Annotated in this window: 26 protein-coding genes; 16 read left to right on the top strand and 10 right to left on the bottom strand. The window is 61.2% G+C overall.

The annotated features are described in order from the left end of the window. Positions 1–12 precede the first annotated feature (12 nt). Positions 13–147 (top strand): hypothetical protein, encoded by a 135-nt coding sequence (locus tag CO655_RS34695; protein ID WP_010035242.1) that lies wholly within the window; start codon positions 13–15, stop codon positions 145–147. Here CO655_RS34695 and CO655_RS25310 read toward each other — a convergent pair. Both CO655_RS25310 and CO655_RS25305 read right to left on the bottom strand, forming a co-directional pair. Then, positions 144–2,228 (bottom strand): ATP-binding protein, encoded by a 2,085-nt coding sequence (locus tag CO655_RS25310; protein ID WP_010035244.1) that lies wholly within the window; start codon positions 2,226–2,228, stop codon positions 144–146. The genes CO655_RS34695 and CO655_RS25310 overlap by 4 nt on opposite strands. Continuing rightward, a complete protein-coding gene (locus CO655_RS25305) occupies positions 2,225–2,965 on the bottom strand; it encodes a response regulator transcription factor (RefSeq protein WP_097607972.1) in 741 nt (246 codons plus the stop codon). The genes CO655_RS25310 and CO655_RS25305 overlap by 4 nt, the downstream gene beginning before the upstream one ends. 235 nt (positions 2,966–3,200) lie before the next feature. On the opposite strand from CO655_RS25305, the gene CO655_RS25300 reads away from it, so the two are divergent. From CO655_RS25300 to CO655_RS25250, 11 genes are all read left to right on the top strand, one after another. Next, positions 3,201–4,193 carry an ABC transporter substrate-binding protein gene (locus CO655_RS25300; RefSeq protein ID WP_097607973.1) on the top strand — a complete coding sequence of 331 codons (993 nt, stop codon included), beginning with the start codon at positions 3,201–3,203 and terminating at the stop codon, positions 4,191–4,193. Positions 4,194–4,310: 117 nt separating this feature from the next. After that, on the top strand, positions 4,311–5,336 hold the full coding sequence (locus tag CO655_RS25295; protein ID WP_097607974.1) for an ABC transporter substrate-binding protein: 1,026 nt from the start codon (positions 4,311–4,313) through the stop codon (positions 5,334–5,336). A gap of 88 nt (positions 5,337–5,424) precedes the next feature. Continuing rightward, a complete protein-coding gene (locus tag CO655_RS25290) occupies positions 5,425–7,656 on the top strand; it encodes an iron ABC transporter permease (RefSeq protein WP_097607975.1) in 2,232 nt (743 codons plus the stop codon). Then, complete coding sequence (locus CO655_RS25285) at positions 7,653–8,714, top strand: ABC transporter ATP-binding protein (RefSeq protein WP_097667267.1); 1,062 nt, start codon at positions 7,653–7,655, stop codon at positions 8,712–8,714. The genes CO655_RS25290 and CO655_RS25285 overlap by 4 nt, the downstream gene beginning before the upstream one ends. 76 nt (positions 8,715–8,790) lie before the next feature. Continuing rightward, the gene (locus tag CO655_RS25280) at positions 8,791–9,612 is read left to right on the top strand and encodes an inositol monophosphatase family protein (protein WP_097667266.1); all 822 of its coding nucleotides are present in this window, start codon (positions 8,791–8,793) and stop codon (positions 9,610–9,612) included. A gap of 131 nt (positions 9,613–9,743) precedes the next feature. Further along, positions 9,744–10,277 (top strand): NUDIX hydrolase, encoded by a 534-nt coding sequence (locus CO655_RS25275; RefSeq protein WP_097607977.1) that lies wholly within the window; start codon positions 9,744–9,746, stop codon positions 10,275–10,277. A 65-nt stretch (positions 10,278–10,342) separates the two neighbouring features. Continuing rightward, complete coding sequence (locus CO655_RS25270; RefSeq protein ID WP_097607978.1) at positions 10,343–10,849, top strand: helix-turn-helix domain-containing protein; 507 nt, start codon at positions 10,343–10,345, stop codon at positions 10,847–10,849. Positions 10,850–10,862: 13 nt separating this feature from the next. Then, positions 10,863–12,128 carry a beta-ketoacyl-ACP synthase II gene (gene fabF, locus CO655_RS25265; RefSeq protein WP_097667265.1) on the top strand — a complete coding sequence of 422 codons (1,266 nt, stop codon included), beginning with the start codon at positions 10,863–10,865 and terminating at the stop codon, positions 12,126–12,128. A gap of 81 nt (positions 12,129–12,209) precedes the next feature. Next, positions 12,210–12,638, top strand: coding sequence for a DUF4864 domain-containing protein (locus CO655_RS25260; RefSeq protein WP_097607979.1), 429 nt, complete (start codon positions 12,210–12,212; stop codon positions 12,636–12,638). Between the two features lie 89 nt (positions 12,639–12,727). After that, positions 12,728–13,111 carry a hypothetical protein gene (locus tag CO655_RS25255; RefSeq protein WP_010029078.1) on the top strand — a complete coding sequence of 128 codons (384 nt, stop codon included), beginning with the start codon at positions 12,728–12,730 and terminating at the stop codon, positions 13,109–13,111. Positions 13,112–13,335: 224 nt separating this feature from the next. Beyond that, positions 13,336–14,406 carry an acyltransferase gene (locus tag CO655_RS25250; protein WP_097667264.1) on the top strand — a complete coding sequence of 357 codons (1,071 nt, stop codon included), beginning with the start codon at positions 13,336–13,338 and terminating at the stop codon, positions 14,404–14,406. A 2-nt stretch (positions 14,407–14,408) separates the two neighbouring features. Here the strand turns inward: CO655_RS25250 and tgt are convergent, their stop codons facing one another. The 6 genes from tgt to CO655_RS33955 all read right to left on the bottom strand — a co-directional run bounded on the left by tgt (position 14,409) and on the right by CO655_RS33955 (position 18,518). After that, a complete protein-coding gene (gene tgt, locus CO655_RS25245) occupies positions 14,409–15,539 on the bottom strand; it encodes a tRNA guanosine(34) transglycosylase Tgt (protein WP_097607981.1) in 1,131 nt (376 codons plus the stop codon). Continuing rightward, positions 15,536–16,621, bottom strand: coding sequence for a tRNA preQ1(34) S-adenosylmethionine ribosyltransferase-isomerase QueA (gene queA / locus CO655_RS25240; RefSeq protein ID WP_097667263.1), 1,086 nt, complete (start codon positions 16,619–16,621; stop codon positions 15,536–15,538). Before queA ends, tgt begins: the two co-directional genes overlap by 4 nt. A 72-nt stretch (positions 16,622–16,693) precedes the next feature. After that, the gene (locus tag CO655_RS25235; RefSeq protein WP_010029525.1) at positions 16,694–17,203 is read right to left on the bottom strand and encodes a peptidylprolyl isomerase; all 510 of its coding nucleotides are present in this window, start codon (positions 17,201–17,203) and stop codon (positions 16,694–16,696) included. Between the two features lie 28 nt (positions 17,204–17,231). Further along, on the bottom strand, positions 17,232–17,804 hold the full coding sequence (locus tag CO655_RS25230; protein ID WP_097667262.1) for a peptidylprolyl isomerase: 573 nt from the start codon (positions 17,802–17,804) through the stop codon (positions 17,232–17,234). 58 nt (positions 17,805–17,862) lie between these two features. Then, positions 17,863–18,357, bottom strand: coding sequence for a pantetheine-phosphate adenylyltransferase (gene coaD / locus CO655_RS25225; RefSeq protein ID WP_097667261.1), 495 nt, complete (start codon positions 18,355–18,357; stop codon positions 17,863–17,865). Between the two features lie 5 nt (positions 18,358–18,362). Beyond that, positions 18,363–18,518, bottom strand: coding sequence for a hypothetical protein (locus CO655_RS33955; RefSeq protein WP_176539299.1), 156 nt, complete (start codon positions 18,516–18,518; stop codon positions 18,363–18,365). Here CO655_RS33955 and CO655_RS25220 point away from each other — a divergent pair. The 3 genes from CO655_RS25220 to CO655_RS34690 all read left to right on the top strand — a co-directional run bounded on the left by CO655_RS25220 (position 18,448) and on the right by CO655_RS34690 (position 19,196). Then, positions 18,448–18,738, top strand: a complete 291-nt coding sequence (locus tag CO655_RS25220; RefSeq protein WP_097667260.1) for a hypothetical protein — start codon at positions 18,448–18,450, stop codon at positions 18,736–18,738. The genes CO655_RS33955 and CO655_RS25220 overlap by 71 nt on opposite strands. Before the next feature lie 131 nt (positions 18,739–18,869). Further along, on the top strand, positions 18,870–19,025 hold the full coding sequence (locus tag CO655_RS33950; RefSeq protein ID WP_003573160.1) for a hypothetical protein: 156 nt from the start codon (positions 18,870–18,872) through the stop codon (positions 19,023–19,025). Between the two features lie 36 nt (positions 19,026–19,061). Next, positions 19,062–19,196 (top strand): hypothetical protein, encoded by a 135-nt coding sequence (locus CO655_RS34690; protein ID WP_010032175.1) that lies wholly within the window; start codon positions 19,062–19,064, stop codon positions 19,194–19,196. Between the two features lie 149 nt (positions 19,197–19,345). Here CO655_RS34690 and gyrA read toward each other — a convergent pair whose 3' ends face one another. After that, a complete protein-coding gene (gene gyrA / locus CO655_RS25215) occupies positions 19,346–22,168 on the bottom strand; it encodes a DNA gyrase subunit A (RefSeq protein WP_097667259.1) in 2,823 nt (940 codons plus the stop codon). A gap of 237 nt (positions 22,169–22,405) precedes the next feature. On the opposite strand from gyrA, the gene CO655_RS25210 reads away from it, so the two are divergent. Continuing rightward, positions 22,406–23,053 carry a MarC family protein gene (locus CO655_RS25210; RefSeq protein ID WP_097607985.1) on the top strand — a complete coding sequence of 216 codons (648 nt, stop codon included), beginning with the start codon at positions 22,406–22,408 and terminating at the stop codon, positions 23,051–23,053. 93 nt (positions 23,054–23,146) lie between these two features. Here CO655_RS25210 and CO655_RS25205 read toward each other — a convergent pair whose 3' ends face one another. Further along, positions 23,147–23,662, bottom strand: coding sequence for a single-stranded DNA-binding protein (locus CO655_RS25205; RefSeq protein ID WP_097607986.1), 516 nt, complete (start codon positions 23,660–23,662; stop codon positions 23,147–23,149). Between the last annotated feature and the right edge of the window lie 253 nt (positions 23,663–23,915).

Raw genomic sequence — 23,915 nt, 5'->3', positions numbered from 1 at the left:
TTAGCGTTCGCCATGCTGGGTGAGCGTCGGGGCTGGGTGAACTTTGTCATCGCCCTCCTGCTGTTCGGCACGCCGGGTGAATTAGTCGCGGCCGGCATTCTCAAAGCAGTCCTGCTCGCGCGGACTTTCGCCGGCGATGCGAACTAGCGCAAATCGGTCGGGAAGCCAAGCTTGACGGTCGTTCCGTGCCCGAGAGAGGAATAGATGGATGCCTCTCCGCCGCTCTGACGGACGAAGCCGTAAACCATGGCCAGACCAAGCCCTGCTCCGCCATGTCCGCCTCGTGTGGTGAAATAGGGTTCGAAAGCTTTGTCTACGACCTCTGGGCTCATGCCTATACCGCTGTCGGTCACCGAGATCAGCAATTTGTCTTCCTTTGCCGTTGCACCGATAGCGATGACGCCTCCCGTCGGCATCGCTGCCGAAGCGTTGAGACAGAGGTTCAGAACGGACTGCTCCAAGAGGGCCGCGTCGAGCGATACGACCGGCAGTCCGGCATCCAGGTCCAGCTTGATATGGCACTTTGCGCCGATGGCGATCTCCAGGATATCGGCCATTCCACGAAGGAGGCTGGCGACATCCACGGGGCTTGGATAGAACGGCTGCTGGCTGCCGATCGACAGCATGCTGCCGGCCAGCGACCGTCCTCGCTCGGCAGCCTTGCGAATTCGCGCAATGTTGCGTTTTTGCCGATCGTTGAAGCCGGTTTCACGCTCGAGAAGGCCGAGGCTGCCGGTGATGATGCCGATCATGTTGCCCACTTCGTGGCTCACCTGATGCGTCATGCGCATGATGCCGTCCAGTCGCTGAACCTTTGCCGCTTCTGCCTCCTGCCGATCCATCAGCGTGACGTCGCGTGCTAGAAGAACGATGCCGCCCTCCGGCTGTCGTGACATGGAGATCTCGATCACCCGCTGGTCGCCGGTGCGATGGCGGACGACTGCGCGTTCCGACAGAGTGCCGCGCTCCGGATCGGAGGGCAGCAGGGCGGGATCGATCTCCGGCACCGGCTCGACAAACCGGCGCAGCGGCAATTTGCGCGCGGAACCCGAATGGCCGAACAGTTCGATGATCCGCCTGTTCATGGTGATCGGTCGCCCGATCCTGTCGAAAAGCGCAATCCCCTCGTTCATATTGCGAAAGGTTGAACGGATGGTGCGAGCGGCGGCTTCTGCCGTGCGTCTCAATCGAGACACACGATCCACGCTGTCCTTGAAGGCGCGGAAGGCGTCCAGCAGACGCACAAGCTCGGTTTCATTTCCACGGTAGGCTGGCGGACCCACTTCGTTCTCGCCCTTGGCGAGCGCATTCATGCCGTTCGACAGCGCCACGATGCCCCGTGACACACGCATGACCGACCGAATGGAGAAAATCGCCATGATGAGCACGAGCAGGAAAGCCAAGCCTACGGTTACCAGAAGCCGGCTCAAAGCATCGGAGGTCGAAAGCAGATCGTCGTTCAGCTGGCGTGCAACTGCATCACTTTGCGTCTCCGTTGCATGGGAGAGGTCGCGGGAGACGGCATGCAGCTTTGCGACCGCCGCCCGGATGGCGAACATGTTCAAGAGATATCGTGTCTGAGCTTCGAACACGCGCTCATACGGCTGAAGCTCGGCGGCCTCGGTTTTCCCCTGCGCGGCCGTCGTATCCGCCACGTATCGTCTGCGAAGTTCACCGAGCTGGAAAAGACTGTCGGAGGTGGAAGCCGCTTGCACGATTCCATTCACTTGACGGCGCAGATCCTGATCGACGATGCCTTTCCCGGTCGCGACCTCCCCCAGCGCCACGGCAGCTTCAGCCTTGTGATTCTGGGCGGCGTCGGCATCCCTGGCAAGCACAAGCGTCTGTGTCCTGATAAGATCGAGAAGCTCAATCATCCTCGGGCTCGCAAAGCCGCGGGCAGCCTCGCTTGCTCCGTGAGGCGCGGCCGTCTTCAGCAGGCTGTCGACCTGCAGCACGACAGCGCGGCTCTCGCTCGCCACCCGGTATGGCGAGGTCGAGTTCATCAGGAAGGGCGCGCTCGACACCAGATCGGAGACTTGCCGGGAAACGAGCGAGGCCTTGGCGAGGCTCGTGAAGGCCTGCAGGCCGTAAGCTGCCATTTCGTCACGGGCGCGCTGCAGCCCGTAGATCGCGATCGCCGACAGGCTGAACACCAGGAAGCAGATAAAGGCAATCGCGAACGGCAAGCGAAAGGCAATCGACGACAGAAAGGAGCGGCAGATCACGCGGACGGCTCGCCGTCGCCGGTGTGCAGGACATAGCCCTTTCCGCGTCGTGTCTTGATATGGCGCGGGAGGTCGGGATTGCGTTCGATTTTCCGCCGGAGCCGCAGAACCAGGACGTCGACGTTGCGGTCGATGTAGCGATCGCTTTCCGAGCCAAGCCGCTCGAGGATCTGCGCCCGGCTCACCGGCTGGTTGGGGGTCTGCGCAAGGATTTCAAGCAGGGCGAATTCGGCCGTCGTCAGCGTTTTGCTGCGGTCGGCGAGGCAGACGGCTTGCCGGCCCATCAGGTCGATGGCCCAATCGCCAAGCAGCAGAGAGGGACGTTCGTGCTCCCGCTCACTCTCCTTTTCCTGTTTCAGTGAGGGCACGGTTCGCCGCAAGACAGCTTTGATGCGGGCCGTCAGTTCGATCGGTTCGAACGGCTTGACGACATAGTCATCCGCAGCGGTTTCCAGGCCGAGAACACGATCGGCGGCACTGCCGGCTGCCGTCACCATGACGATACCGATATTGGCATCCGACCGCAGTTTTTGGGCGAAAGCCCGGCCGGATGTCCGCGGCAGGTTATGGTCGACCAGCACCAGATGCATCTGCTCTCGTGCCAGAATATCGGTCGCCTCTTCGGCGGATCCCGCGCAGGTCGGAATCCACCCCTCGGCCTCGACGAGATCGGAGATAAGTTCCGCCATATCCGGATCGTCCTCGACGATCAGAATTCGAACCTTCTGATTCAGCACCGCGTGATCCTCCCGGCGCCATCATAGGCATGCCGCCGCCAATGTTCAAAGACACTCTGATGATGAGGTTTGTCACATTTGTAATGAATGTAACGTCGCTCCGCCCGGCGATGAAAAATCGGTAACCATTCTTCGATTGCGGTGACGCGAAGATCTGACATGCTGGCTGTGGATATTGGAACGGGAGGTTCCAAGGGAGGCTTGCGTGAGGATATTGACCGCTTTTGCTGCGGGCATGGCTTTCTGGCTGTGCGGCGCAAGCCAAGGCATGAGCGAGGCGCGATTGAACGTCCTGTGCGGCGTCGACGAAGCCTGGTGCATGGCCATGGAAAAAGCGTTCGAAGCCCGCGCGGGTATCGATATTTCGATGGTTCGCAAGAGCACCGGTGACATACTCGATCAGATCCGGGCCGAAAAATCACATCCGACAGTGGATGTCTGGTGGGGTGGAACCGGTGATGCCCATCTACAGGCTGCCTCAGAGGATCTGCTCGATCGATACCAGCCCGACCATGAACACGATATGCTGCCTTGGGCGCAGAACTTCTTTGCTATGTCCGGCTCCCGTTCGGCCGCCATATATGCGGGGGCTTTGGGTTTCGCCTACAATTCCGACCTGCTCGCAGCGCTGAAGCTTCCGGCCCCGACCTGCTGGCAGGACCTGACGAAAGAGGCCTATCGCGGCCATATCCAGTCCGGCAATCCGAATTCCTCCGGAACCGCTTTCACAATGCTGGCCACACTCGTGCAGCTCCTCGGCGAAGAGGAGGCGTTCCGTTACATGGCCGCGCTCAACCGCAACATCGTCGAGTATACCAGGTCCGGCTCGGCGCCGGTAAAGGCTGCGGCCCGCGGTGAAATCCTGATCGGCATCTCGTTCATGCATGACGCGGTAACCCTGAAGGAAGCGGGCGCGCCGCTGGTCATCGTCGCTCCCTGTGAAGGAACGGGCTACGAAATCGGTGCGGTCAGCATCGTCAAGGGTAGCCGCAATGCCAGGGCCGCCCAGGCATTCGTCGATTTCACGCTTAGTCCCGAAGGCCAGGCGACAGGCGCTGCGGCCGGCCAGAACCAGGTTCCGTCGAACGCCAAAGCGGCTCTGCCGCCGGCTGCGCCCGACATCACCATGATCAAGATGGTGGATTATGACTTTGCAACATTCGGCTTGTCGGATGAGCGAAGTCGGCTGTTGACCCGCTTCGACACCGAGATCTCCCCGACCCAATAGGCCGGTATCCGACTTTCATCCGAACTCGACAACACGGTGCGATCGACGCGCCGCGACGGGCAGCGCTTGTGCCGCTGACCCAACACCCTCTCAGACGCAAGCAACAGGAGGATACCCATGCGACTGACAGTTCTTTCCACGCTTCTCTTTGCCGGAACGGCGCTGGCTGCCGGTTCGGTCCAGGCCGTCGGCGAGCTTAACCTCATCTGCTCGGCCGATGTCGTCATCTGCGAGCAGATGCAGGGCGACTTCGAAAAGGCTCACGACATCAAGGTCAATATGGTGCGTCTGTCGTCGGGCGAGACCTATGCCAAGATACGCGCCGAGGCTCGCAACCCGAAGACCGACATCTGGTGGGCCGGCACGGGGGATCCGCATGTCCAGGCAGCATCGGAAAACCTGACGCTGGAATACAAGTCGCCGATGCTCGACCAGTTGCAGGATTGGGCAAAGAAGCAGGCGGAGAGCACCGGCTTCAAGACGGTCGGCGTCTACGCCGGTGCGCTCGGCTGGGGTTACAACACCGAGATCTTCAAGACCAAGGGTTACAAGGAGCCCCGCTGCTGGGCCGATCTCCTGGCGCCGGAATTGAAGGGCGAAATCCAGATCGCCAATCCGAACTCCTCGGGCACTGCCTATACGGCTCTCGCTTCGCTGGTGCAGATCATGGGTGAAGACCAGGCCATCGACTATCTGAAAAAACTGAACGCCAATGTCTCGCAATACACCAAGTCCGGATCGGCTCCGGTCAAGGCGGCGGCGCGGGGCGAAACCGCCCTCGGTATCGTCTTCATGCATGACGCCGTCGCCCAGACCGCCGAAGGCTTTCCGGTCAAATCGGTCGCGCCATGCGAGGGCACCGGCTATGAAATCGGCTCCATGTCGATCATCAAAGGCGCCCGCAATCTCGACAACGCCAAGGTCTGGTACGACTGGGCGCTGCGGCCCGAAGTGCAATCGCGCATGAAGGATGCCAAGTCGTTCCAGCTGCCGTCGAACAAATCGGCGGAGGTGCCGAAGGAGGCGCCGAAGTTCGAGGACATCAAGCTGATCGACTACGACTTCAAGACCTATGGCGATCCGGCAAAGCGCAAGGCCCTGCTGGAGCGCTGGGACCGGGAAGTCGGCGCCATTGCCAACTGAAGATCGATAAGTGGCGCGGCATCCCGGACGGATCCGGGGTGCCGCTCCATTCTCCCATTTCATCAACGTGAAATAAGCGAGGTATGCCATGAGACGTGGCAATCGCCGATTGGACATCGTCCTTGGCCTGGGGGCGGCTGCCCTGATCCTGGTCCCGTGGTATCGCATCGAGGGCGGCTTCTTCGGATTCAAGTGGCTGTCTGCCTTCCCGTTCTCCGCCGATACGGCGCCCGGGCTGCTGCAAATCCTGCAGCATGGACGAACCTGGCTTGCCGGCGTGGTCCTGCTGTTTTTGCTCGGCTGTTTGGCGCGCCTGGTGCGCGATCCGATGCGGCGCGGAAGCTTGCTCGCCTCGCTCGGCGCCGTCGGCCTCGTCTTCCTGTCTCTGCAGGGATTGGCGATCGGCTTTTCCGGCTGGACCTGGGCAATCAGTGAAAACCTATTCGGCATATTATCCGAGGGACAGCCGTCGATGGGTGCCGGCGCGGTCCTCTTGGCGCTTGTCTTCGTTCTCCTCTTTGCGTTCGGACTGGCCGAACGCGGGGTGATGAAGGGGGATGCCTTCATCGTCGGCTCGATTTGCATTCTCGCGTTTCTGGTCACCGTCTTCGTTTTCTACCCTATCGGCAGCATGTTCATCGCTTCGGTGCAGGACTTCGATGGCTCCTTCAATCCGGATGGCCTTATACGCAACATTCAGGACCCCGGCATTTGGAGCCTGGGCTGCATAGCGGGCGAAGAACGTTGCGGTGTTGCCTGGCGCACACTCCTTCTCGCCGTCATGACAGCTTCCGGCTCGACCCTGCTCGGCCTCGGCTTTGCGCTGGTGGCGACGCGCACGCGTTTTCCTTTCAAAAAGGGATTGCGCCTGCTGACGGTGCTGCCGATCATCACGCCGCCCTTCGTCATCGGCCTGGCGCTGACGCTGCTGTTCGGCCGCGCCGGCGTTATCACCGAGGCCTTGTCCAGCCTGTTGGGTATCGAGCCAGGCCGCTGGCTCTATGGGCTCACCGGCATCTGGATCGCCCAGGTGCTCTCCTTTACGCCGATCGCCTTCCTCGTTCTTATCGGCGTCGTCGAAGGCGTCAGCCCCTCGATGGAGGAGGCATCGCAGACCCTGCGTGCCGGTCGCTGGCGCACGTTCTGGCGCGTCTCCCTGCCGCTGATGAAGCCGGGTCTCGCCAACGCCTTCCTGATCGGGTTCATCGAGAGCATGGCCGATTTCGGCAATCCGCTCGTGCTCGGCGGCACGCATGGCGTACTTTCGACGGAAATCTTCTTTGCCGTCGTCGGATCGCAGAACGATCCGTCGCGCGCGGCCGTTCTTGCCATCGTGCTCCTCTGCTTCACGCTCTCGGCATTCCTCACTCAGCGTCTCTGGCTATCGGGCAAGAGCTTTGCCACGGTCACCGGCAAGGGCGACAGCGGCGCTCATATCGCATTACCGCGCGGCCTTTCCATTGCCGTGCATGCGGTGGTCGTTCCGTGGATGATTTTCACCGTCGTCGTTTATGGAATGATCCTGATCGGCGGCTTCGTGAAAACCTGGGGCCTCGACAACTCGCTGACGCTCGACCATTACGCTCGCGCCTTCTCGATCGGTTTCGACAACGGCGCAATTGCGTGGACCGGCGTGGCGTGGAACTCCTTCTGGACGACGATGGAAATCGCGCTCGTCTCCGCGCCCCTGACCGCTGCGGTGGGCCTGCTCACGGCCTATATCATCGTACGGCAGAAATTCGTCGGGCGGAACGTCTTCGAATTCGCGCTGATGATGAGCTTCGCCATCCCCGGAACGGTCATCGGCGTCAGCTACATCATGGCTTTCAACCTGCCTCCGATCGAGATGACCGGCTCGGCGCTGATCCTCATCCTCTGCTTCGTCTTCCGCAACATGCCGGTCGGCGTACGCGGCGGGATCGCGGCGATGAGCCAGCTCGACAAGAGCCTGGACGAGGCGTCGCTGACTTTGCGTGCGGACAGTTTCCGCACGATCCGCAAGGTGATCCTGCCGCTGCTGCGGCCAGCCATCACCGCTGCCCTGGTCTACTCTTTCGTTCGCGCCATAACCTCGATCAGCGCCGTCATCTTCCTCGTCAGCGCGGAATACAACATGGCCACGTCCTATATCGTCGGCCTCGTCGAGAATGGCGAGTACGGCGTGGCGATCGCCTATTCATCCATGCTGATCGTGGTGATGAGCATTGTCATCGCCGGCTTCCAGCTCGTCGTCGGCGAGCGCCGCCTACGCCGCGAAAATCGCGTCGCCGGCACCAGCTCAGCTCCCTCTGTTCCTCTCGGTCAGGAGAAAACCGCATGATCACCGTCAAACCCGGTTCCGTCACCTTCCAGAATGTCCGCAAGTCTTTCGGTGCATTCACGGCCATTCCGGACCTTTCCCTCTCCATCGAGCCGGGCACGCTGGTGACCTTGCTCGGCCCATCCGGCTGCGGCAAAACCACCACGCTGCGCATGCTGGCCGGGCTCGAGCATCTGACATCCGGACGTATTCTGATCGGCGGCGCCGACGTTACCATGCTGCCCGCCAATGAGCGCGACGTGTCGATGGTGTTTCAGTCCTATGCCCTGTTTCCGCATATGACGTCGCTGGAAAATGTCGCTTACGGTCTGCAGTCGTCGGGCCTCGGCAAGAAGGAAGCGCGGGAAAAGGCCGAGGAAGGATTGAAGCTCGTCGGCCTTGCGGGCATGGGCCATCGCCTGCCGGCCGAGCTTTCCGGCGGCCAGCAGCAACGCGTCGCGGTTGCCCGCGCGCTTGTGCTCGAGCCGCAGGTGCTGCTGCTCGACGAACCGCTCTCCAACCTCGATGCACGCCTGCGCCGCCGGGTGCGCACGGAGATCCGCGAACTGCAGCAACGGCTCTGCTTCACCGCCGTTTATGTCACCCATGACCAGGATGAGGCTCTGGCGGTGTCCGACCGCATCATCGTCATGAAGGATGGCGAGATCGCCCAGTCCGGGACGCCGCGCGAGCTCTATGAAGCGCCGGCATCGTCCTTCATCGCCGATTTCATGGGCGAGGCCAATGTCATCCCTTGCGAGGTGATCGCCGTCGAAGGGACGGAGGCGCTTATCCGCGTGGCCGGCGTGGACCATCGTTTGCCAAGCCGCAGCGCAAAGCCCGGCATGGCAAAACTCGCCGTCAGGCCCGGATCGATTACCATAGCGGCAGCCGGCCAGCGGGGGCTGCCGGGACGCGTACTCCATAGTGCCTATCTCGGCGGACATGTCGAATATGAGATCGAAACCGATGTCGGAACGCTCTTCATCATCGACCATGCCGTCGAAAGAAACCTGCCGCCTGCGAGCGATGTCACACTCGGGTTCGAGAACCGTGGCATTGCGCTGATCAATGCCTGAAACATTTGGGCCTGAAACATCTGGGCCTGAAACATTTGGGCCTGAGACATTTGGAATGCGAATAAAGGATAGCAATATGACGATGCATGACACTGATCTGGAGCGGCGCTTCACCCTGGCCAAATCCCTTGCTGCGGAGGCTGGTGCTTTGGCGTTCGACTATTTCAATAAGCGCGAGACTCTTGTGATCGAGACCAAGCGCGATCTTCAGGATGTCGTGTCGATCGCGGATCGGAACGTCGAGACCTTCCTCCGTGAGCGGGTTGCGGCAGCAATTCCCGAGGACGGTTTCCTCGGCGAGGAGTTCGGCCATCAAGCGGGACGTTCCGGCTACACCTGGGTTGTCGATCCAATCGACGGCACGGCGCCCTTCGTCAATGGCATGCCCACTTGGTGCGTTTCTGTCGCTGTCCTCTACCAGGGCGTCCCGGTCGTCGGCGTGATCCAAGCGCCTTGCGCGAACGAGCTTTATGCCGCAGCCCTTGGCCTTGGCGCGAGCTTGAATGGCGAGATGCTTTTGCTCGATCCCTCCCGCACGATACAGAACGCCATGACCGGTATTGGCTGCAATACGCACGTCGCTCCGGAGGTTGTCGGCTCCATCATAACGGCGTTGCTCGCCAGCGGCGGCACGTTCATTCGCAACGGCTCCGGAGCGCTGATGCTTGCCTATGTGGCTGCAGGGCGTCTCGTCGGCTATTATGAGCCTCACATGCGGGCTTGGGACTGCTTGGCGGGTTATTGCCTGGTGAAAGAAGCTGGAGGCCAGTATCTGCCCTTCCCGACCGAGGGCGAAGATTTGTTCAAGGGGCATCCCGTCCTGGCCAGCAATGTTTCCGCATATCCGGAATTGTTGGCGATTCACAATCTGCGCGACGGCAATAGAACCGCACTATAGAGCAGGCTTACGTGGCGGCGAGCGCACGGCTGACAACGGCGGATGGTTGCGCCTACAACTGATTGTCATAATCTGCCATGAACACGCTCAGGCGGGTGAAGAATCAGCAAATTCAACAATCCCCAATTGCCATGAAGACTCCGAAAAAACGCAGCAAGCCTCGACCAGACAAGTCTCAGCCATTGCTGCGGCAGCTCGCCGCCGTTCCTGCCAAGCTGTTTTCGGGTGCATTCCGCCAACAGTACGGCGCGATTTGCTTCCGCTACGCCGATGACAGACCGGGGATCGAAATCCTGGTGATAACATCGCGCGAGAGTGCGCGTTGGGTCATTCCGAAAGGGTGGCCGATGAAGGGGAAGAAGCCGTTTGAAGCAGCGGCGATCGAAGCCTGGGAGGAAGCAGGTGTGCGCGGAGCGGTATGGAAGAAGCCGATCGGCCGCTACACCTATCTGAAAGAGCTCGACGATGGCGACATAGCCCCCTGCATCGTCGACTTGTTTCAAGTCGAAGTCATCGAGGTCAGCGATGGCTTCAAGGAGCAAGGACAGCGTATTCTCGAATGGGTCAGCCCCGATGAAGCGGCACGACGCGTTCGCGAGATCGAACTCAAGTCGCTGCTCGTCGAATTTGAAGTCCGCGGTCGCAAAAAGCGCGCCCCTCGCTGACGGCAGTCAGCCTCCATCGCAAGGTAACTTGCATGATGATAGTCACTGCTATAGTGACTATCATCATGCAACGGACTAGCTTCAGTGAGTTCAAATGCCCGGCGGCGCGCGCGCTCGACAGCGTCGGCGACTGGTGGAGCATTCTGATCCTGCGCGATGCCTTCCAGGGGCTGTCGCGCTTCGATGAATTCCAGAAAAGCCTCGGCGTGGCGCCAAACATCCTGACGCGGCGGCTCAAACACCTGACGGATCAGGGGCTGTTCGAACGACGGCTCTACCAGCAGCGCCCTGCCCGCTACGAATATCTGCTGACGGAGAAGGGCCGCGATTTCTTTCCGGTGCTGATGGCGCTGTTTTCCTGGGGAAGCCGCCACATTCCGGAAGAGGATCTCGCCTTTCTTCTCAGCGATGCCGCCTCCGGCAGAGCGCGCGAGACCATGCTGGTCGACGCGCAGACCGGTGAACAAGTGACACCCGAAAACACCAGCCTGCTTGCAGGCCCTGCAGCCGATGACGAGGTGCGTGCGCGGATCTCCCGCATGCGCGCCTGGTATCTCGGCATCGACGCATAGAAAGGACAATAAAATGGACCGCATCGTTGTCACCGGCATGGGACTTGTCTCGCCACTCGGCACTGGCGTCGAGCCCGCCTGGAAACGCCTTGTCGGCGGCGCCTCGGGTCTGAGGGTACTGCCCGAGGATGTCGTCGGCGAACTCTCGGCCAAGGTCGGCGGTGTCGTTCCCGGCATCACCGAAGATGTCGAGGCCGGCTTCGACCCCGACCGCTACATCACACCCAAGGATCAGAAGAAGATGGACCGCTTCATCCATTTCGCCATGGCGGCGACGGAAGAAGCGGTGAAGCAGGCCGGCTGGATGCCGACCGACGAAGGAAAACGCGAACGCACGGCAACGATCATCGCCTCGGGCGTCGGCGGCTTTCCGGCCATTGCTGAAGCAGTGCGGATCGGTGAGGCGCGCGGCGTGCGGCGACTGTCGCCCTTCACCGTGCCCTCCTTCCTCGTCAATCTCGCGGCCGGCCAGGTCAGCATCCGCTACGGCTTCAAGGGGCCGCTCGGCGCGCCGGTGACGGCGTGTGCGGCCAGCGTCCAGGCGATCGGCGATGCGGCACGGCTGATCCGCTCCGGCGAGGCGGATGTGGCGATCTGCGGCGGCGCTGAGGCCTGCATCGACAAGGTGAGCCTTGGCGGCTTTGCCGCTGCGCGTGCCCTTTCCACCGGCTTCAACGAGACGCCCGAGCTGGCCTCGCGCCCCTTCGACACGGCGCGCGACGGTTTCGTCATGGGCGAAGGCGCCGGCATCCTGGTGATCGAAACGCTGGAGCATGCGCTTGCCCGCGGGGCGACGCCACTTGCCGAACTTGTCGGCTACGGCACGGCGGCGGATGCCTACCACATGACCGCAGGCCCCGAAGACGGCGACGGCGCCCGCCGGGCAATGGAGGCCGCGCTCAGGCAGGCGAAGATCCCCGCTTCCGAGGTCAAACACCTGAATGCGCACGCAACTTCGACACCGGTCGGTGACAAAGGCGAGATCGCAGCGATCGGCACCGTCTTCGGCCGCGATGGCGCCATCGCCGTCAGCGCGACGAAATCGGCGACCGGCCATCTGCTCGGGGCCGCCGGCGGGCTGGAGGCGATCTTCACCATCCTGGCGCTGCGCGACCAGATCGCGCCACCAACCCGCAACCTCGATGAAGCCGATCCTGATGCCGACGGCATCGATATCCTCGGCAAGACGGCGCGGACGCTGGCGATGGACTATGCCATCACCAACGGTTTCGGTTTTGGCGGGGTGAATGCCAGCGCCCTCTTCCGGCGCTGGTCGTAAAGTCCGCTTTCCTTGCGCCGGAAATGGCCTACACTTCCACTCCATCGGGGAGCATTCCCCGATAGAGCTGGAGATCAACCCATGCGCGCCTTCTTCGCAGTTGTCATTCTGTGTGCCGCGTCCCTCCTCTCCACCGTCTCGGCCCGCGCCGAAGATCCGATCGACACGACGCGGACGATGATCGAGGACCAGATCAAAGCCTTCCTCAAGGACGATGCCGAGACCGCCTATTCCTTCGCCGCGCCCGGTATCAAGGCAATGTATCCCGACAAGAACCTGTTCTTCTCCATGGTCAAGAAGAGCTACGAGCCGGTCTATCACCCCGGCAACTACGCCTTCGGCCGCAGCCGCTCGATCGACAACGGCGCGCTGATCTACCACGAGGTGCTGATATCAGGCCGCGACGGCAAGGACTGGACGGCGATCTACCAGATGACCCGCCAGCCGGATGGCAGCTACGGGATCAACGGTGTGCAGATCATGCCGGATGCGGACAGCAAAGGCATCTAGATGATTGAGTATATTTTTTCAGATTAAAGTTGTGCTCTGCATCCCCAGCACCTAGAGAACTGATGTTTTTCTGCCAGGGGTGAACCTCAATGCCTATTTCCTTCACGCGGTCGCTCGCAACGCTCATCATCGGCCTTTCCACCGTGCCAGGTGCGGCGCAGGCGGAATCCTTTTCTAAGCTCGCACAGCAGGACTACGCCATCGGTAAACTCACCAAAGGAAAGGCCGGCGGCTACGGCTGGGTCGTCTCGAACGGCAGCAAGCAGTTCTTCTGCCGGCTGGATGCCAGCCTGGCCTATGTGAGCAAGAAGGAGATGGTGAGCATCCTTTCAAGCGGACGGCTGGTCAAGCTGGACCGTGCCGCGTTTGAGGCATCGATCGGTGGCCCTGATCCGTACATACCGCAATGGAGCGATCTTCAGGCTGGCCGCGTCAAACCGGCCGATGTCGGAAGTTGCACCCCCACCCGCTGATTGACCGAGCGCACCAAGGTGGAGGACGAAGCGGTTTTCAGCGATCGCCTTGCGGATCCTGCGTCAGTTCCGGATGAGCGGTGTGCCGATCATGCCGGATGCTAACAGCAACGGCATCTGACGCCCTGTTCTTGGCTGGATCAACACTGCAGCACTTTGATTCGTTGCACTAACTATTTTGAAATCGTGCTGGAGTAAAAAACCGCCAGCGGGGGATTGGCAGGTTGAATACTGGCAAGCGATTTTTCACGGCTCTTGAAGCGTTGCGGGGAATCGCGGCCATCATGGTCATGTTCCTGCATACTGGCGGCACGCTCGGTCCGATACCGGTCAATATCAGCTATCTCGCCGTGGACCTCTTCTTTCTTTTGAGCGGCGTCGTTCTTGCTAATTCATACAAAAGGCAACTGGCAACGGGACAGATTTCGCCTGCTGGATTTTTGCTGCAACGTATCATTCGGCTTTATCCTGTTTATCTGCTTTCTCTTCCTGTCGGCCTTGTCAGCTATGCAATTCAATTCGGCTTCGATTACCTTACCCTCGCCGGCCTTCTGCTGAGGGCGATCCTGTTCATTCCAAACGCAGGCACGGGCGGCGCCTTTCCGTTAAACGGGCCGAGTTGGTCGCTCTTCTTCGAACTCTGGGCTGGAGTGCTGTTTTCCGTTCTTCTGGTACGACTATCGTCCAGAATCTTGCTCGCCATCGCCCTCGGAGCAGCGGGTATCACCTTGTACGGAGCCCTTGGAGGCAATTTCGACATTGGCCATCAGGCGGGCTACTTCGGATTTGGCTTCTCGAGAATTTTGTTCTCGTTCTCGCTCGGGATCTGCCTTCACAGGTTATACGAGCTTCGGACGCCGAATGCGGCCAATAGAGGCAACACCATCGGCATTCTCCTTTGTGGCTGCCTGATTGTGATCACGAATATACCCGCGAGCGCATTCTACGGCTTTCCCTATTTTGATCTTTTAATATGCCTGACGATTTTCCCGGCCATTGTCTGGGTCGCAATGCGCACGAGGCAGACCGGCGTTGTCGAGCTGGCATTCCGCTGGCTGGGGATCGTTTCCTACCCGATTTATATCCTGCACGCGCCCATCTTCGAGTTGCTGCATCTACTGCGGCAAAAGGGCTTTGACCTCCCGGCCTCCCCGGGCGCCGGTATGGTCGTCGTGATCGCGATTTTCATCATGGCCGGCATCGTCGCCATTCACTTCGACGAGCCAGTGCGCAAAAAGCTCAAAATAATGGTTGCGCCGAGACCAGCATCTGAGGTTCCCGCGGGAGCGAGCTAGTCTTACACCGGGTCGAGATCGCCCCTCGCCCATTCCGCCATCGTCTCCGCCATGAAATCGGCGAAGCGGCCTTCGGCGATCGCCTTGCGAATGCCCTGCATCAGTTCCTGGTAATAGGCCAGATTGTGCCAGGAGAGCAGCATGCCGCCGAGCGCCTCGTTGGCGCGGACGAGATGGTGCAGATAGGCGCGGGAATAATCGCGCGAGGCCGGGCAGTTCGACTGTTCGTCGAGCGGACGCATATCCTCGGCATGACGGGCATTGCGGATATTGACCTTGCCGCGGCGGGTGAAGGCGAGGCCGTGCCGGCCGGACCGGGTCGGCATGACGCAGTCGAACATGTCGATGCCGCGGGCGACCGATTTCAGGATATCGTCGGGCGTGCCGACGCCCATGAGGTAGCGCGGCTTTTCCACCGGAAGCACGGGCAGCGTCGTTTCCAGCATCCGCAGCATGACGTCCTGCGGCTCGCCGACGGCAAGGCCGCCGACCGCATAGCCCTTGAGGTCGAGCTGGCTCAGCGCCTCGGCCGAGCGGATGCGCAGCGCCGGGATATCGCCGCCCTGGACGATGCCGAACATCGCCTTGCCCGGCTGCTCGCCGAAGGCGACCCGGCAGCGCTCGGCCCAGCGCAGCGACATTTCCATGGCGCGCTCGATCTCCTTCGGCTCGGCCGGCAGCGCCACGCATTCGTCGAGCTGCATCTGGATATCGGAGCCGAGCAGTCCCTGGATTTCGATGGAACGCTCCGGCGACATATGGTGCAGGCTGCCGTCGACATGCGACTTGAAGGTGACGCCCTGCTCGTCGAGTTTGCGCAGGCCGGAGAGCGACATGACCTGGAAGCCGCCGGAATCCGTCAGGATCGGATGTTCCCAGCGAATGAGCTTGTGCAGGCCGCCGAGGCGGGCGACGCGCTCGGCGGTCGGGCGCAGCATCAGGTGATAGGTGTTGCCGAGAATGATATCGGCGCCGCTCTCACGCACCTGATCGAGATACATTGCCTTGACGGTGCCGACCGTGCCGACCGGCATGAAGGCCGGCGTACGGATCTCGCCGCGCGGCATGGAGATTACGCCGAGGCGGGCGCCGGCATCGGTCTTGTCAAGGGTGAATTGGAAGTTCTCGGTCATCTGTCTTTCCGGAAAAGAAGGCTCGCGTCGCCGTAGGAGTAGAAGCGGTAGCCCGTCGAAATGGCGTGTTCATAGGCCGCGTGCATAGTTTCGAAGCCTGAAAAGGCCGAGACCAGCATGAACAGCGTCGAGCGCGGCAGGTGGAAATTGGTCATCAGCATGTCGACCGCCTTGAAACGGTAGCCGGGCGTAATGAAGATACCGGTGGCGCCGGCCCAAGGCTTGATCTCTCCGTTTTCCCCCGCCGCACTTTCGATCAGCCGCAGCGAGGTCGTGCCGACGCAGACGATACGCCCGCCCCTTGCCTTGACGGCATTAAGCCGGGCGGCGATTTCGCCGCTGACATAGCCGCTTTCAAGATGCATCTTGTGATCGTCGGTATCCTCGGCCTTGACGGGCAGGAAGGTGCCGGCACCGACATGCAGGGTGACGAAATGGCGTTCAATGCCGGCCTTATCCAACGCTTCGAACAGCGCAGGCGTGAAATGCAGACCGGCGGTCGGCGCGGCGACAGCGCCTTCCTCGCGGGCATAAATCGTCTGGTAGTCGGCGCGGTCGCGCTCGTCCTCCGGGCGTTTGGCGGCGATATAGGGCGGCAGCGGAATATGGCCGACGGCGGCGATCGCCTCGTCGAGCGCCGGGCCGGACAGATCGAAGGCGAGTGTCACTTCGCCCGCTTCCCCCTTTTCCTCCACCGTCGCATCGAGCGAGCCGATCATGCAGCTTTCGCCGGAATGGCCAAAGGCTATGCGGTCGCCCTCCTTGATGCGTTTGCCGGGCTTGGCAAAGGCCTTCCAGCGGCTGGGGCCGATGCGCATATGCAGCGTTGCCGACATCTGCTGGCCGCCGGCGCCGTCCCTATGACGGATACCTTCGAGCTGGGCGGGAATGACCTTGGTATCGTTGAAGACCAGCGCGTCGCCGGCCCGCAGAAACGACGGCAGATCGCAGACGTGATGATCCGAGAGCGCGCTTTCCGCATTGGGATCGACGACGAGCAGGCGCGCGCTGTCGCGCGGCTCGGCAGGCCGCAACGCAATGCGTTCATCCGGCAGGTCGAAATCGAAAAGGTCTACGCGCATCGGGGTACTTTCAGGCAAAGCGAAACCCGCCCCGCGCTTTCGCGCAAGGGCGGGTTTCAGCAGAAATCACAATCAGACGTCGGCGGCAACCCGCATCGAGACGATCGAGTCCGGATCGGAAACCGGTTCGCCGCGCTTGATCTTGTCGACATTGTCCATGCCTTCGATCACCTGGCCCCAGACGGAATACTGCTTGTTCAGCCACGGCGCGTCAGTGAAGCAGATGAAGAACTGCGAGTTGGCCGAGTTCGGGTTCTGCGAACGGGCCATCGAGCAGGTGCCGCGAACATGCGAGGTCGCGGAGAATTCAGCCTTCAGGTCCGGCTTGGAGGAGCCGCCCATGCCGGCGCGGCCGGGATTGAAGGTTTCGGAACCCTTCTTGCCATATTCGACATCGCCCGTCTGGGCCATGAAATCCTGAATGACGCGATGGAAGACGACGCCGTCATAGGCCTTCTCGCGGGCCAGTTCCTTGATGCGGGCGACGTGCTCCGGGGCGACCTGCGGCAGCAGCTGAATGACAACCTTGCCCTTGGTGGTTTCCAGAATGATGGTGTTTTCGGGATCCTTGATCTCGGCCATTGCCTTCTCCTCTTGTTTGTCTCGTAACTTACTTCTTGCCCAGAGTGACCTTGATCATCCGGTCGGGATTTTTGACTTCGCCGTTCTGGCCTTCGCCGCGCTTGATCTTGTCGACGTTTTCCATGCCGGAAACGACCTTGCCGACGACGGTATACTGGCCGTTCAGGAAGGAACCGTCGGCGAACATGATGAAGAACTGCGAATTGGCGGAATTCGGATCCTGCGAGCGGGCCATGCCGACTGTGCCCCGCACGAACGGGGTCTTGGAGAACTCAGCCGGAATATCGGGCAGATCGGAGGAGCCGGTGCCGGCAAGGCTGGCATCAAAGCCCTTTTCCATGTTGCCGTATTTGACGTCGCCGGTCTGGGCCATGAAGCCCTCGATGACGCGGTGGAAGGCGACATTGTCGTATTCGCCCTTCTTGACCAGCGCCTCGATCTGGGCAACGTGCTTCGGCGCGACATCAGGCATCAACTGGATGACGACAGAGCCGTTCTTCAGCTGGATGGTGAGATCGTGGTCGGCCGCCTGGGCGAAGGCATCCCCCGCGAAGGAGGCCAGATACAGCACGCCGGCAAATGCGAGATAAAAGAGTTTCATATGGGCTCCGTTGCGGCGGGTTCCGCCTGGTCTTTGCGCTTGCGAGAGTTCTTACTTGCTAGTTCGGGCGCTTGGATGTGAGGGCTTGCAAGACGGCGGCCGGCACGAAAGCGCTGACATCGCCGCCCATGGCGGCGATTTGGCGGACCAATGTGGCGGTAATGGGCCGCGAAGCCGTGCCCGCTGGCAAAAAGATGGTCTGGATGTCGGGCGCCATCGCCCTGTTCATGCCGGCCATCTGCATTTCGTAATCGAGGTCGGTACCGTCGCGCAGGCCGCGGATCAAAAGCGTTGCGCCATGGGCACGGGCGGCATCGACGACCAGATTGTCGAAGGCGACGACGGTGATGTCGCCGGTCTTGCCGGGCAGCGCTTGCGCCAGGGAAAGGCGGATCAGCTCGGCTCTCTCGTCGAACGAAAAGAGCGGTGCCTTGCCGGGATGGATGCCGATCGCGACGATCACCTTTTCGGCGACGTTCAGGGCCTGGACCAGAACATCCACATGTCCGTTGGTGATCGGGTCGAAGGACCCAGGATAAAAAGCTGTCGTCATCTGGCTCAGCCGTTGGTTTGACGCCTTTTGTCATGGATGCTGCCTTGCCGCAAGTGATTTGCCCCGCCGTTTCCCACGGCTGAACGGCGAATGAACATGCCATTCAAGGCTGTTTCAGACAGAAGCTGCTTAACTCGGATCATCAAGGCAGCCGATGCCATTCCGGCATCCTGCGTTCCCCGAAAGACCATGTCCATGCTGATCGTGCTTGTTGCGCTTGCCGTCCTTTTCTCTCTCGCCGCCGAAATGGCATATGGCTTTTTCGCCGATCGCTACGAGGTGAGCTGGGTGCGGCCGGAGCTTGCCGAACATGCAGCGATCGTGCGCGCCCAGGGCCGGCTGCGCGAACAAAACCGGGTCTCGAATCTGAACGCCAGATGAACGAGACATTCAAGGAGGCTTCAGATCGCCATTGCTAAACACCCCCTCAACATCCGACGGAACCATTTTCAAACGGATGCGTTCACTCAACCGACCCATAGATGCGATTAGCGCGGCAGGAAGGACTAAAGATGCCCGGCAAGATTACGATGATTAACGTGCTCTGGATGGTAATGGTCACGGGCATGCTGACCGCAACTGTCGCTCTCTATGATCAGAAGGCCGATACGTCCAAGGTTTATGGTCCCTATGCTTCGGCCCGCACGGCCGTACTGGGCCAGTACTGAGGGGCGAGAACGCAACTCCCCAGGAAAGGAATGCCTATGTTCACGATCTTGACAGTACTCACCGCCCTCATCAGCGTGATGTTCATCGTGTCTGTGGCCTCGACGATTTCAGCGCTCCGGCGCGAAGACGCAGAGGTGAAAGCGCTGAACGAAAAACATAGCGCATTCTGACATTCCTCCCTTCCCCACCCAAGAGCGGCACCCTTCCGCCGCCTCGGGTTCTTCAAAGCCGGATGCACCCAGCGTCCGGCTTTTTTCTTGGGGATAAGCCAGGCTAAGCCCAAAAGAAAAGGGCGGCCCGAAGCCGCCCTTTCACTTGATCATTCCTCGGCAGGCCCGGCCGGATCGCCATCGGCAACCGGCGTTTCGCCGACTGAACCTTCCTCAGCAACAGGAGCACCTTCGGCGGTCTCGACGGCTTCCTCCGTCTCGTCCTCTTCCGGCTCGCTGATGCGTTCGACCGAAACGACCTTCTCGTCCTTGGCCGTCGAGAAGATAGTGACGCCCTTGGTGGCGCGGCTGGCGATGCGGATGCCGCCGACCGGTACGCGGATCAACTGGCCGCCGTCCGAGACCAGCATGATCTGGTCGCCGTCATCGACCGGGAAGGCAGCAACCAATTCGCCGATTTCGCCGGTTTTCGACGTGTCGGTGGCGCGGATGCCCTTGCCGCCGCGGCCGGAGATGCGGAAGTCATAAGACGACGAGCGCTTGCCGAAGCCCTTCTCGGAGACGGTGAGCACGAACTGCTCGCGTGCCTTCAGCTCTTCATAACGCTCATCGGAGAGCTGTCCCTCCTCGGTGACTTCCTCGCCGACGAGAGCGATATCCTCTTCATCGACGCCCGTCGCGCGGCGTTCGGCGGCAGAGCGCTTCAGATAGGCGGCGCGCTCCCACGGCTCGGCATCGACATGGCCGACGATCGTCATCGAGATGATGCGATCGCCCTCGCCGAGATTGATGCCGCGCACGCCGATCGAGTTGCGGCCGGCGAAGACGCGAACGTCGTCGACGGAGAAGCGGATGCACTGGCCGAGCGCGGTCGTCAGCAGCACGTCGTCACGTTCCGTACAGGTCTCGACGGAGAGGATTTCATCGCCCTCCTCCTCGAGCTTCATGGCGATCTTGCCGTTGCGGTTGACCTGGACAAAATCCGACAGCTTGTTGCGGCGAACCGTGCCGCGCGTCGTCGAGAACATGACGTCGAGATTATCCCAGCTCGCCTCGTCCTCGGGCAAGGGCAGGATGGTGGTGATGCGCTCGCCGGGTTCGAGCGGCAGCATGTTGATCAGCGCCTTGCCGCGCGAGGTCGGTGTGCCGATCGGCAGACGCCAGACCTTCTCCTTGTAGACGATGCCGCGCGAAGAGAAGAACAGAACCGGCGTATGGGTATTGACCACGAATAGCCGGCTAACGAAATCCTCGTCGCGGGTGGTCATGCCGGAGCGGCCCTTGCCGCCACGGCGCTGGGCGCGGTAGGTGGTCAGCGGTACCCGCTTGATATAACCGAGATGCGAGACGGTGACGACCATGTCCTCGCGGGCGATGAGATCCTCATCGTCCATTTCGAGGCCGCCATCGACGATCTCGGTGCGTCGCGGTGTGCCGAATTCGTCGCGCACGGCGGTGAGCTCATCCTTGACGATGGTCTGGATGCGGACACGCGAGGACAGAATATCGAGATAATCCCGGATTTCCTCGCCGATCTTGTTGAGTTCGTCGCCGATTTCGTCACGGCCAAGGGCCGTGAGGCGGGCAAGACGCAGTTCGAGAATGGCGCGGGCCTGCTCTTCCGACAGGTTGTACGTCATGTCGTCGTTGATGCGATGGCGCGGATCGTCGATCAGACGGATCAGGCTTTCGACATCTGCCGCCGGCCAGCGGCGGGTCATCAGCTCTTCGCGGGCCGACTGCGGATCGGGCGCCTGGCGGATAACGCGGATGACTTCGTCGATATTGGCCACCGCAATCGCGAGGCCGACCAACACATGGGCACGCTCGCGCGCCTTGCGCAGCAGGAATTTCGTTCTCCGGCTAACGACTTCTTCGCGGAAGGAGACGAAGGCGCGCAGCATGTCGAGCAGCGTCAGCTGCTCCGGCTTGCCGCCGTTCAGCGCCACCATGTTGCAGCCGAAAGAGGTCTGCAACGGCGTATAACGATAGAGCTGGTTGAGGATAACCTCGGCATTGGCGTCGCGCTTCAGCTCGATGACGACGCGATAGCCCTGGCGGTCGGACTCGTCGCGCAGGTCGGAGATGCCCTCGATGCGCTTTTCGCGCACCAGTTCGGCCATCTTCTCGATCATCGTCGCCTTGTTCACCTGATAGGGGATTTCGGTGATGATGATCTGCTCGCGGTCGCCGCGCATCGGCTCGATCGCTGCGACGCCGCGCATGATGACCGAGCCGCGGCCGGTCTCGTAAGCCGAGCGGATGCCGGCGCGACCGAGGATTTTGGCGCCTGTCGGGAAATCCGGGCCGGGAATGATCTGCATCAGCTCCGGCAACTCGATCGCCGGATCGTTGATCAGCGCAATGCAGCCGTCGATCACTTCGGAAAGATTGTGCGGCGGAATATTGGTTGCCATGCCGACGGCGATGCCGCCGGCGCCGTTGACGAGCAGGTTCGGGAATTTCGCGGGAACCACGACCGGCTCGGAGAGCGTGCCGTCGTAGTTGTCGCGGAAGTCCACGGTTTCCTTATCGAGATCGTCGAGCAGCGAATGGGCCGCCTTTTCGAGCCGGCATTCGGTGTAGCGTTCGGCCGCCGGCGGATCGCCGTCGACGGAGCCGAAATTGCCCTGACCGTCGATCAGCGGCAGCCGCAGCGACCAGGGCTGCGCCATGCGGGCGAGCGCATCATAGATCGCGGCATTGCCGTGCGGATGGTATTTACCCATCACGTCACCGGTGACGCGGGCGCATTTGACGTATTTCTTGTTCCAGTCGATGCCGAGCTCGGACATGCCGTAGAGGATGCGCCGGTGCACGGGCTTCAGGCCGTCGCGCACGTCGGGCAGCGCGCGGCTGACGATGACGCTCATGGCGTAATCGAGATACGACCGCTGCATTTCCTCCATGATGGAGATGGGCTCGATGCCTGGCGGGAGCTTCCCGCCGCCGGGGGGTGTTTGCTCAGTCAAAACAGATCACGATCTCTTCTAGAATCACTTGAAGATTTATAGCGGAAAGCCTGTTCCCGCGCCAATTTCCGAGCGCGTTTTGAACAGGCTTTTGCGGCCGAAAAAGGGTAAAGCACGGGACTTGTGCGATCGGACCGGACAAATCCGCCGCGGGCCGCCGCAGCATATTTGCCAAATCCAAATCCCCGCTTCACAATCGCACAAAATCACGCACCCATATGGGCTTTCGGAGAGACGATGGCAAGCGCCGACCAATTGATCAACGCCTTCACGACGCTTCTCGTCACCATCGATCCGCCAGGCCTCGCACCGATCTTTCTCGGGCTGACGACGGGCATGAGCCGCGCCGAGCGCACGCAGGTGGCGCTACGCGGTTCGACCATCGCCTTCATCATCCTCGCGGTCTTCGCCTTGTTCGGCGCCGGCGTGCTCGGCGTGCTCGGCATCTCGATCGGCGCCTTCCGCATCGCCGGCGGCCTGCTGCTCTTCTGGATCGCCTTCGAAATGGTGTTCGAGCGGCGGCAGGAGCGCAAGGAGAAGGCCTCCGAGGCCGCCGTCACCAAGGATCACATCGAGAATATCGCGGTCTTTCCCCTCGCCCTGCCCCTGATCGCCGGTCCCGGTGCGATCTCGGCGACGATCCTACTTGCCGGCACGCTGCCGACCTCGGTTGAAAAAGCCCAGCTGATCGCCGTCATCGCCGCCAATCTGCTGCTGACCTTCCTGATGCTGCTGATCGCCGAAAGGCTCGACCGTTTCCTCGGCGTCACCGGCCGGGCGATCCTGACGCGGCTGCTCGGCGTCATCCTCGCCGCCCTGGCGGTGCAATTCGTCGTCGACGGCGCGAAGGCGGCACTCAATCTGATCAGCGCGACGCCGCATTGAAACGGCGGCATCTACCGCGAGACCAAGGAAAAGAGCATGACGCCGTCATGGACGTCATGCTCTCAAATAATTCATAAAGCCAGGAACGGTCGATCAGAACGGGATGTCGTCGTCCAAATCCCGCGAGAAATTGCCGCCACCGCCGCGGCTCGGCGATGAGGAGGGAGCAGGCGCGCCGTAGTCGTCGCCGTAATCGTTGCCGCCACCGCTACTGCCGCGGCCGCCGCCGAAGCCGGAGCTCGCGCCGCCGCCGTCGCCGCGGCCGTCGAGCATGGTCAGCGTCGAGCTGAAGCCCTGCAGCACCACTTCCGTCGAATAGCGGTCCTGGCCCTGCTGATCCTGCCATTTGCGGGTCTGCAGCTGACCTTCGATATAGAGCTTGGCGCCCTTCTTCACATATTGCTCGACGACCTTGCAGAGGCCTTCGTTGAAGACGACGACAGTGTGCCATTCGGTCTTTTCCCGGCGTTCGCCGGAATTGCGGTCACGCCAGGTCTCCGAGGTCGCAATACGGAGATTGGCGATCGGCCGGCCATCCTGAGTCCGGCGGATTTCGGGGTCTGCACCCACGTTTCCAACCAGAATTACCTTGTTCACGCTACCAGCCATGCTTCTCACCCTGCCTGCCGCCCTGCCCGGCGGCGTTTCAATCGATCGGCGCACCTTAAACCATCACGGACCGCCGATGCGCATGGGCGGCATTTAATCCACATGTTTATCCATCAGAAAGCCGCATGCATTCATCAGGAATTTTGTTCTTTATTTGTTCTAGTTTATCCGTATGATCCTGTCAACAGAATCGAAAACCTTGAACCTTCCCGGATATTCAGCCTCGACTCGCCCGCCGGCATCACTAAATAAG

It is taken from the genome of Rhizobium sp. M1, assembly GCF_002531805.1.
Lineage (GTDB): Bacteria > Pseudomonadota > Alphaproteobacteria > Rhizobiales > Rhizobiaceae > Rhizobium > Rhizobium etli_C.
This window is presented reverse-complemented; position numbering and strand designations above follow the sequence as displayed.

What these genes read in the sequence shown, in the direction of transcription:
- CO655_RS34695 (WP_010035242.1), top strand. Translation starts at nt 13, where the DNA reads ATGCTGGGTGAGCGTCGGGGCTGGGTGAACTTTGTCATCGCCCTCCTG.
- CO655_RS25300 (WP_097607973.1), top strand. Translation starts at nt 3,201, where the DNA reads ATGGCTTTCTGGCTGTGCGGCGCAAGCCAAGGCATGAGCGAGGCGCGA.
- CO655_RS25295 (WP_097607974.1), top strand. Translation starts at nt 4,311, where the DNA reads ATGCGACTGACAGTTCTTTCCACGCTTCTCTTTGCCGGAACGGCGCTG.
- CO655_RS25290 (WP_097607975.1), top strand. Translation starts at nt 5,425, where the DNA reads ATGAGACGTGGCAATCGCCGATTGGACATCGTCCTTGGCCTGGGGGCG.
- CO655_RS25285 (WP_097667267.1), top strand. Translation starts at nt 7,653, where the DNA reads ATGATCACCGTCAAACCCGGTTCCGTCACCTTCCAGAATGTCCGCAAG.
- CO655_RS25280 (WP_097667266.1), top strand. Translation starts at nt 8,791, where the DNA reads ATGACGATGCATGACACTGATCTGGAGCGGCGCTTCACCCTGGCCAAA.
- CO655_RS25275 (WP_097607977.1), top strand. Translation starts at nt 9,744, where the DNA reads ATGAAGACTCCGAAAAAACGCAGCAAGCCTCGACCAGACAAGTCTCAG.
- CO655_RS25270 (WP_097607978.1), top strand. Translation starts at nt 10,343, where the DNA reads ATGCAACGGACTAGCTTCAGTGAGTTCAAATGCCCGGCGGCGCGCGCG.
- fabF (WP_097667265.1), top strand. Translation starts at nt 10,863, where the DNA reads ATGGACCGCATCGTTGTCACCGGCATGGGACTTGTCTCGCCACTCGGC.
- CO655_RS25260 (WP_097607979.1), top strand. Translation starts at nt 12,210, where the DNA reads ATGCGCGCCTTCTTCGCAGTTGTCATTCTGTGTGCCGCGTCCCTCCTC.
- CO655_RS25255 (WP_010029078.1), top strand. Translation starts at nt 12,728, where the DNA reads ATGCCTATTTCCTTCACGCGGTCGCTCGCAACGCTCATCATCGGCCTT.
- tgt (WP_097607981.1), bottom strand. Translation starts at nt 15,539, where the DNA reads ATGACCGAGAACTTCCAATTCACCCTTGACAAGACCGATGCCGGCGCC.
- queA (WP_097667263.1), bottom strand. Translation starts at nt 16,621, where the DNA reads ATGCGCGTAGACCTTTTCGATTTCGACCTGCCGGATGAACGCATTGCG.
- CO655_RS25235 (WP_010029525.1), bottom strand. Translation starts at nt 17,203, where the DNA reads ATGGCCGAGATCAAGGATCCCGAAAACACCATCATTCTGGAAACCACC.
- CO655_RS25230 (WP_097667262.1), bottom strand. Translation starts at nt 17,804, where the DNA reads ATGAAACTCTTTTATCTCGCATTTGCCGGCGTGCTGTATCTGGCCTCC.
- coaD (WP_097667261.1), bottom strand. Translation starts at nt 18,357, where the DNA reads ATGACGACAGCTTTTTATCCTGGGTCCTTCGACCCGATCACCAACGGA.
- CO655_RS25220 (WP_097667260.1), top strand. Translation starts at nt 18,448, where the DNA reads ATGAACATGCCATTCAAGGCTGTTTCAGACAGAAGCTGCTTAACTCGG.
- CO655_RS33955 (WP_176539299.1), bottom strand. Translation starts at nt 18,518, where the DNA reads ATGGCATCGGCTGCCTTGATGATCCGAGTTAAGCAGCTTCTGTCTGAA.
- CO655_RS33950 (WP_003573160.1), top strand. Translation starts at nt 18,870, where the DNA reads ATGCCCGGCAAGATTACGATGATTAACGTGCTCTGGATGGTAATGGTC.
- CO655_RS34690 (WP_010032175.1), top strand. Translation starts at nt 19,062, where the DNA reads ATGTTCACGATCTTGACAGTACTCACCGCCCTCATCAGCGTGATGTTC.
- CO655_RS25210 (WP_097607985.1), top strand. Translation starts at nt 22,406, where the DNA reads ATGGCAAGCGCCGACCAATTGATCAACGCCTTCACGACGCTTCTCGTC.
- CO655_RS25205 (WP_097607986.1), bottom strand. Translation starts at nt 23,662, where the DNA reads ATGGCTGGTAGCGTGAACAAGGTAATTCTGGTTGGAAACGTGGGTGCA.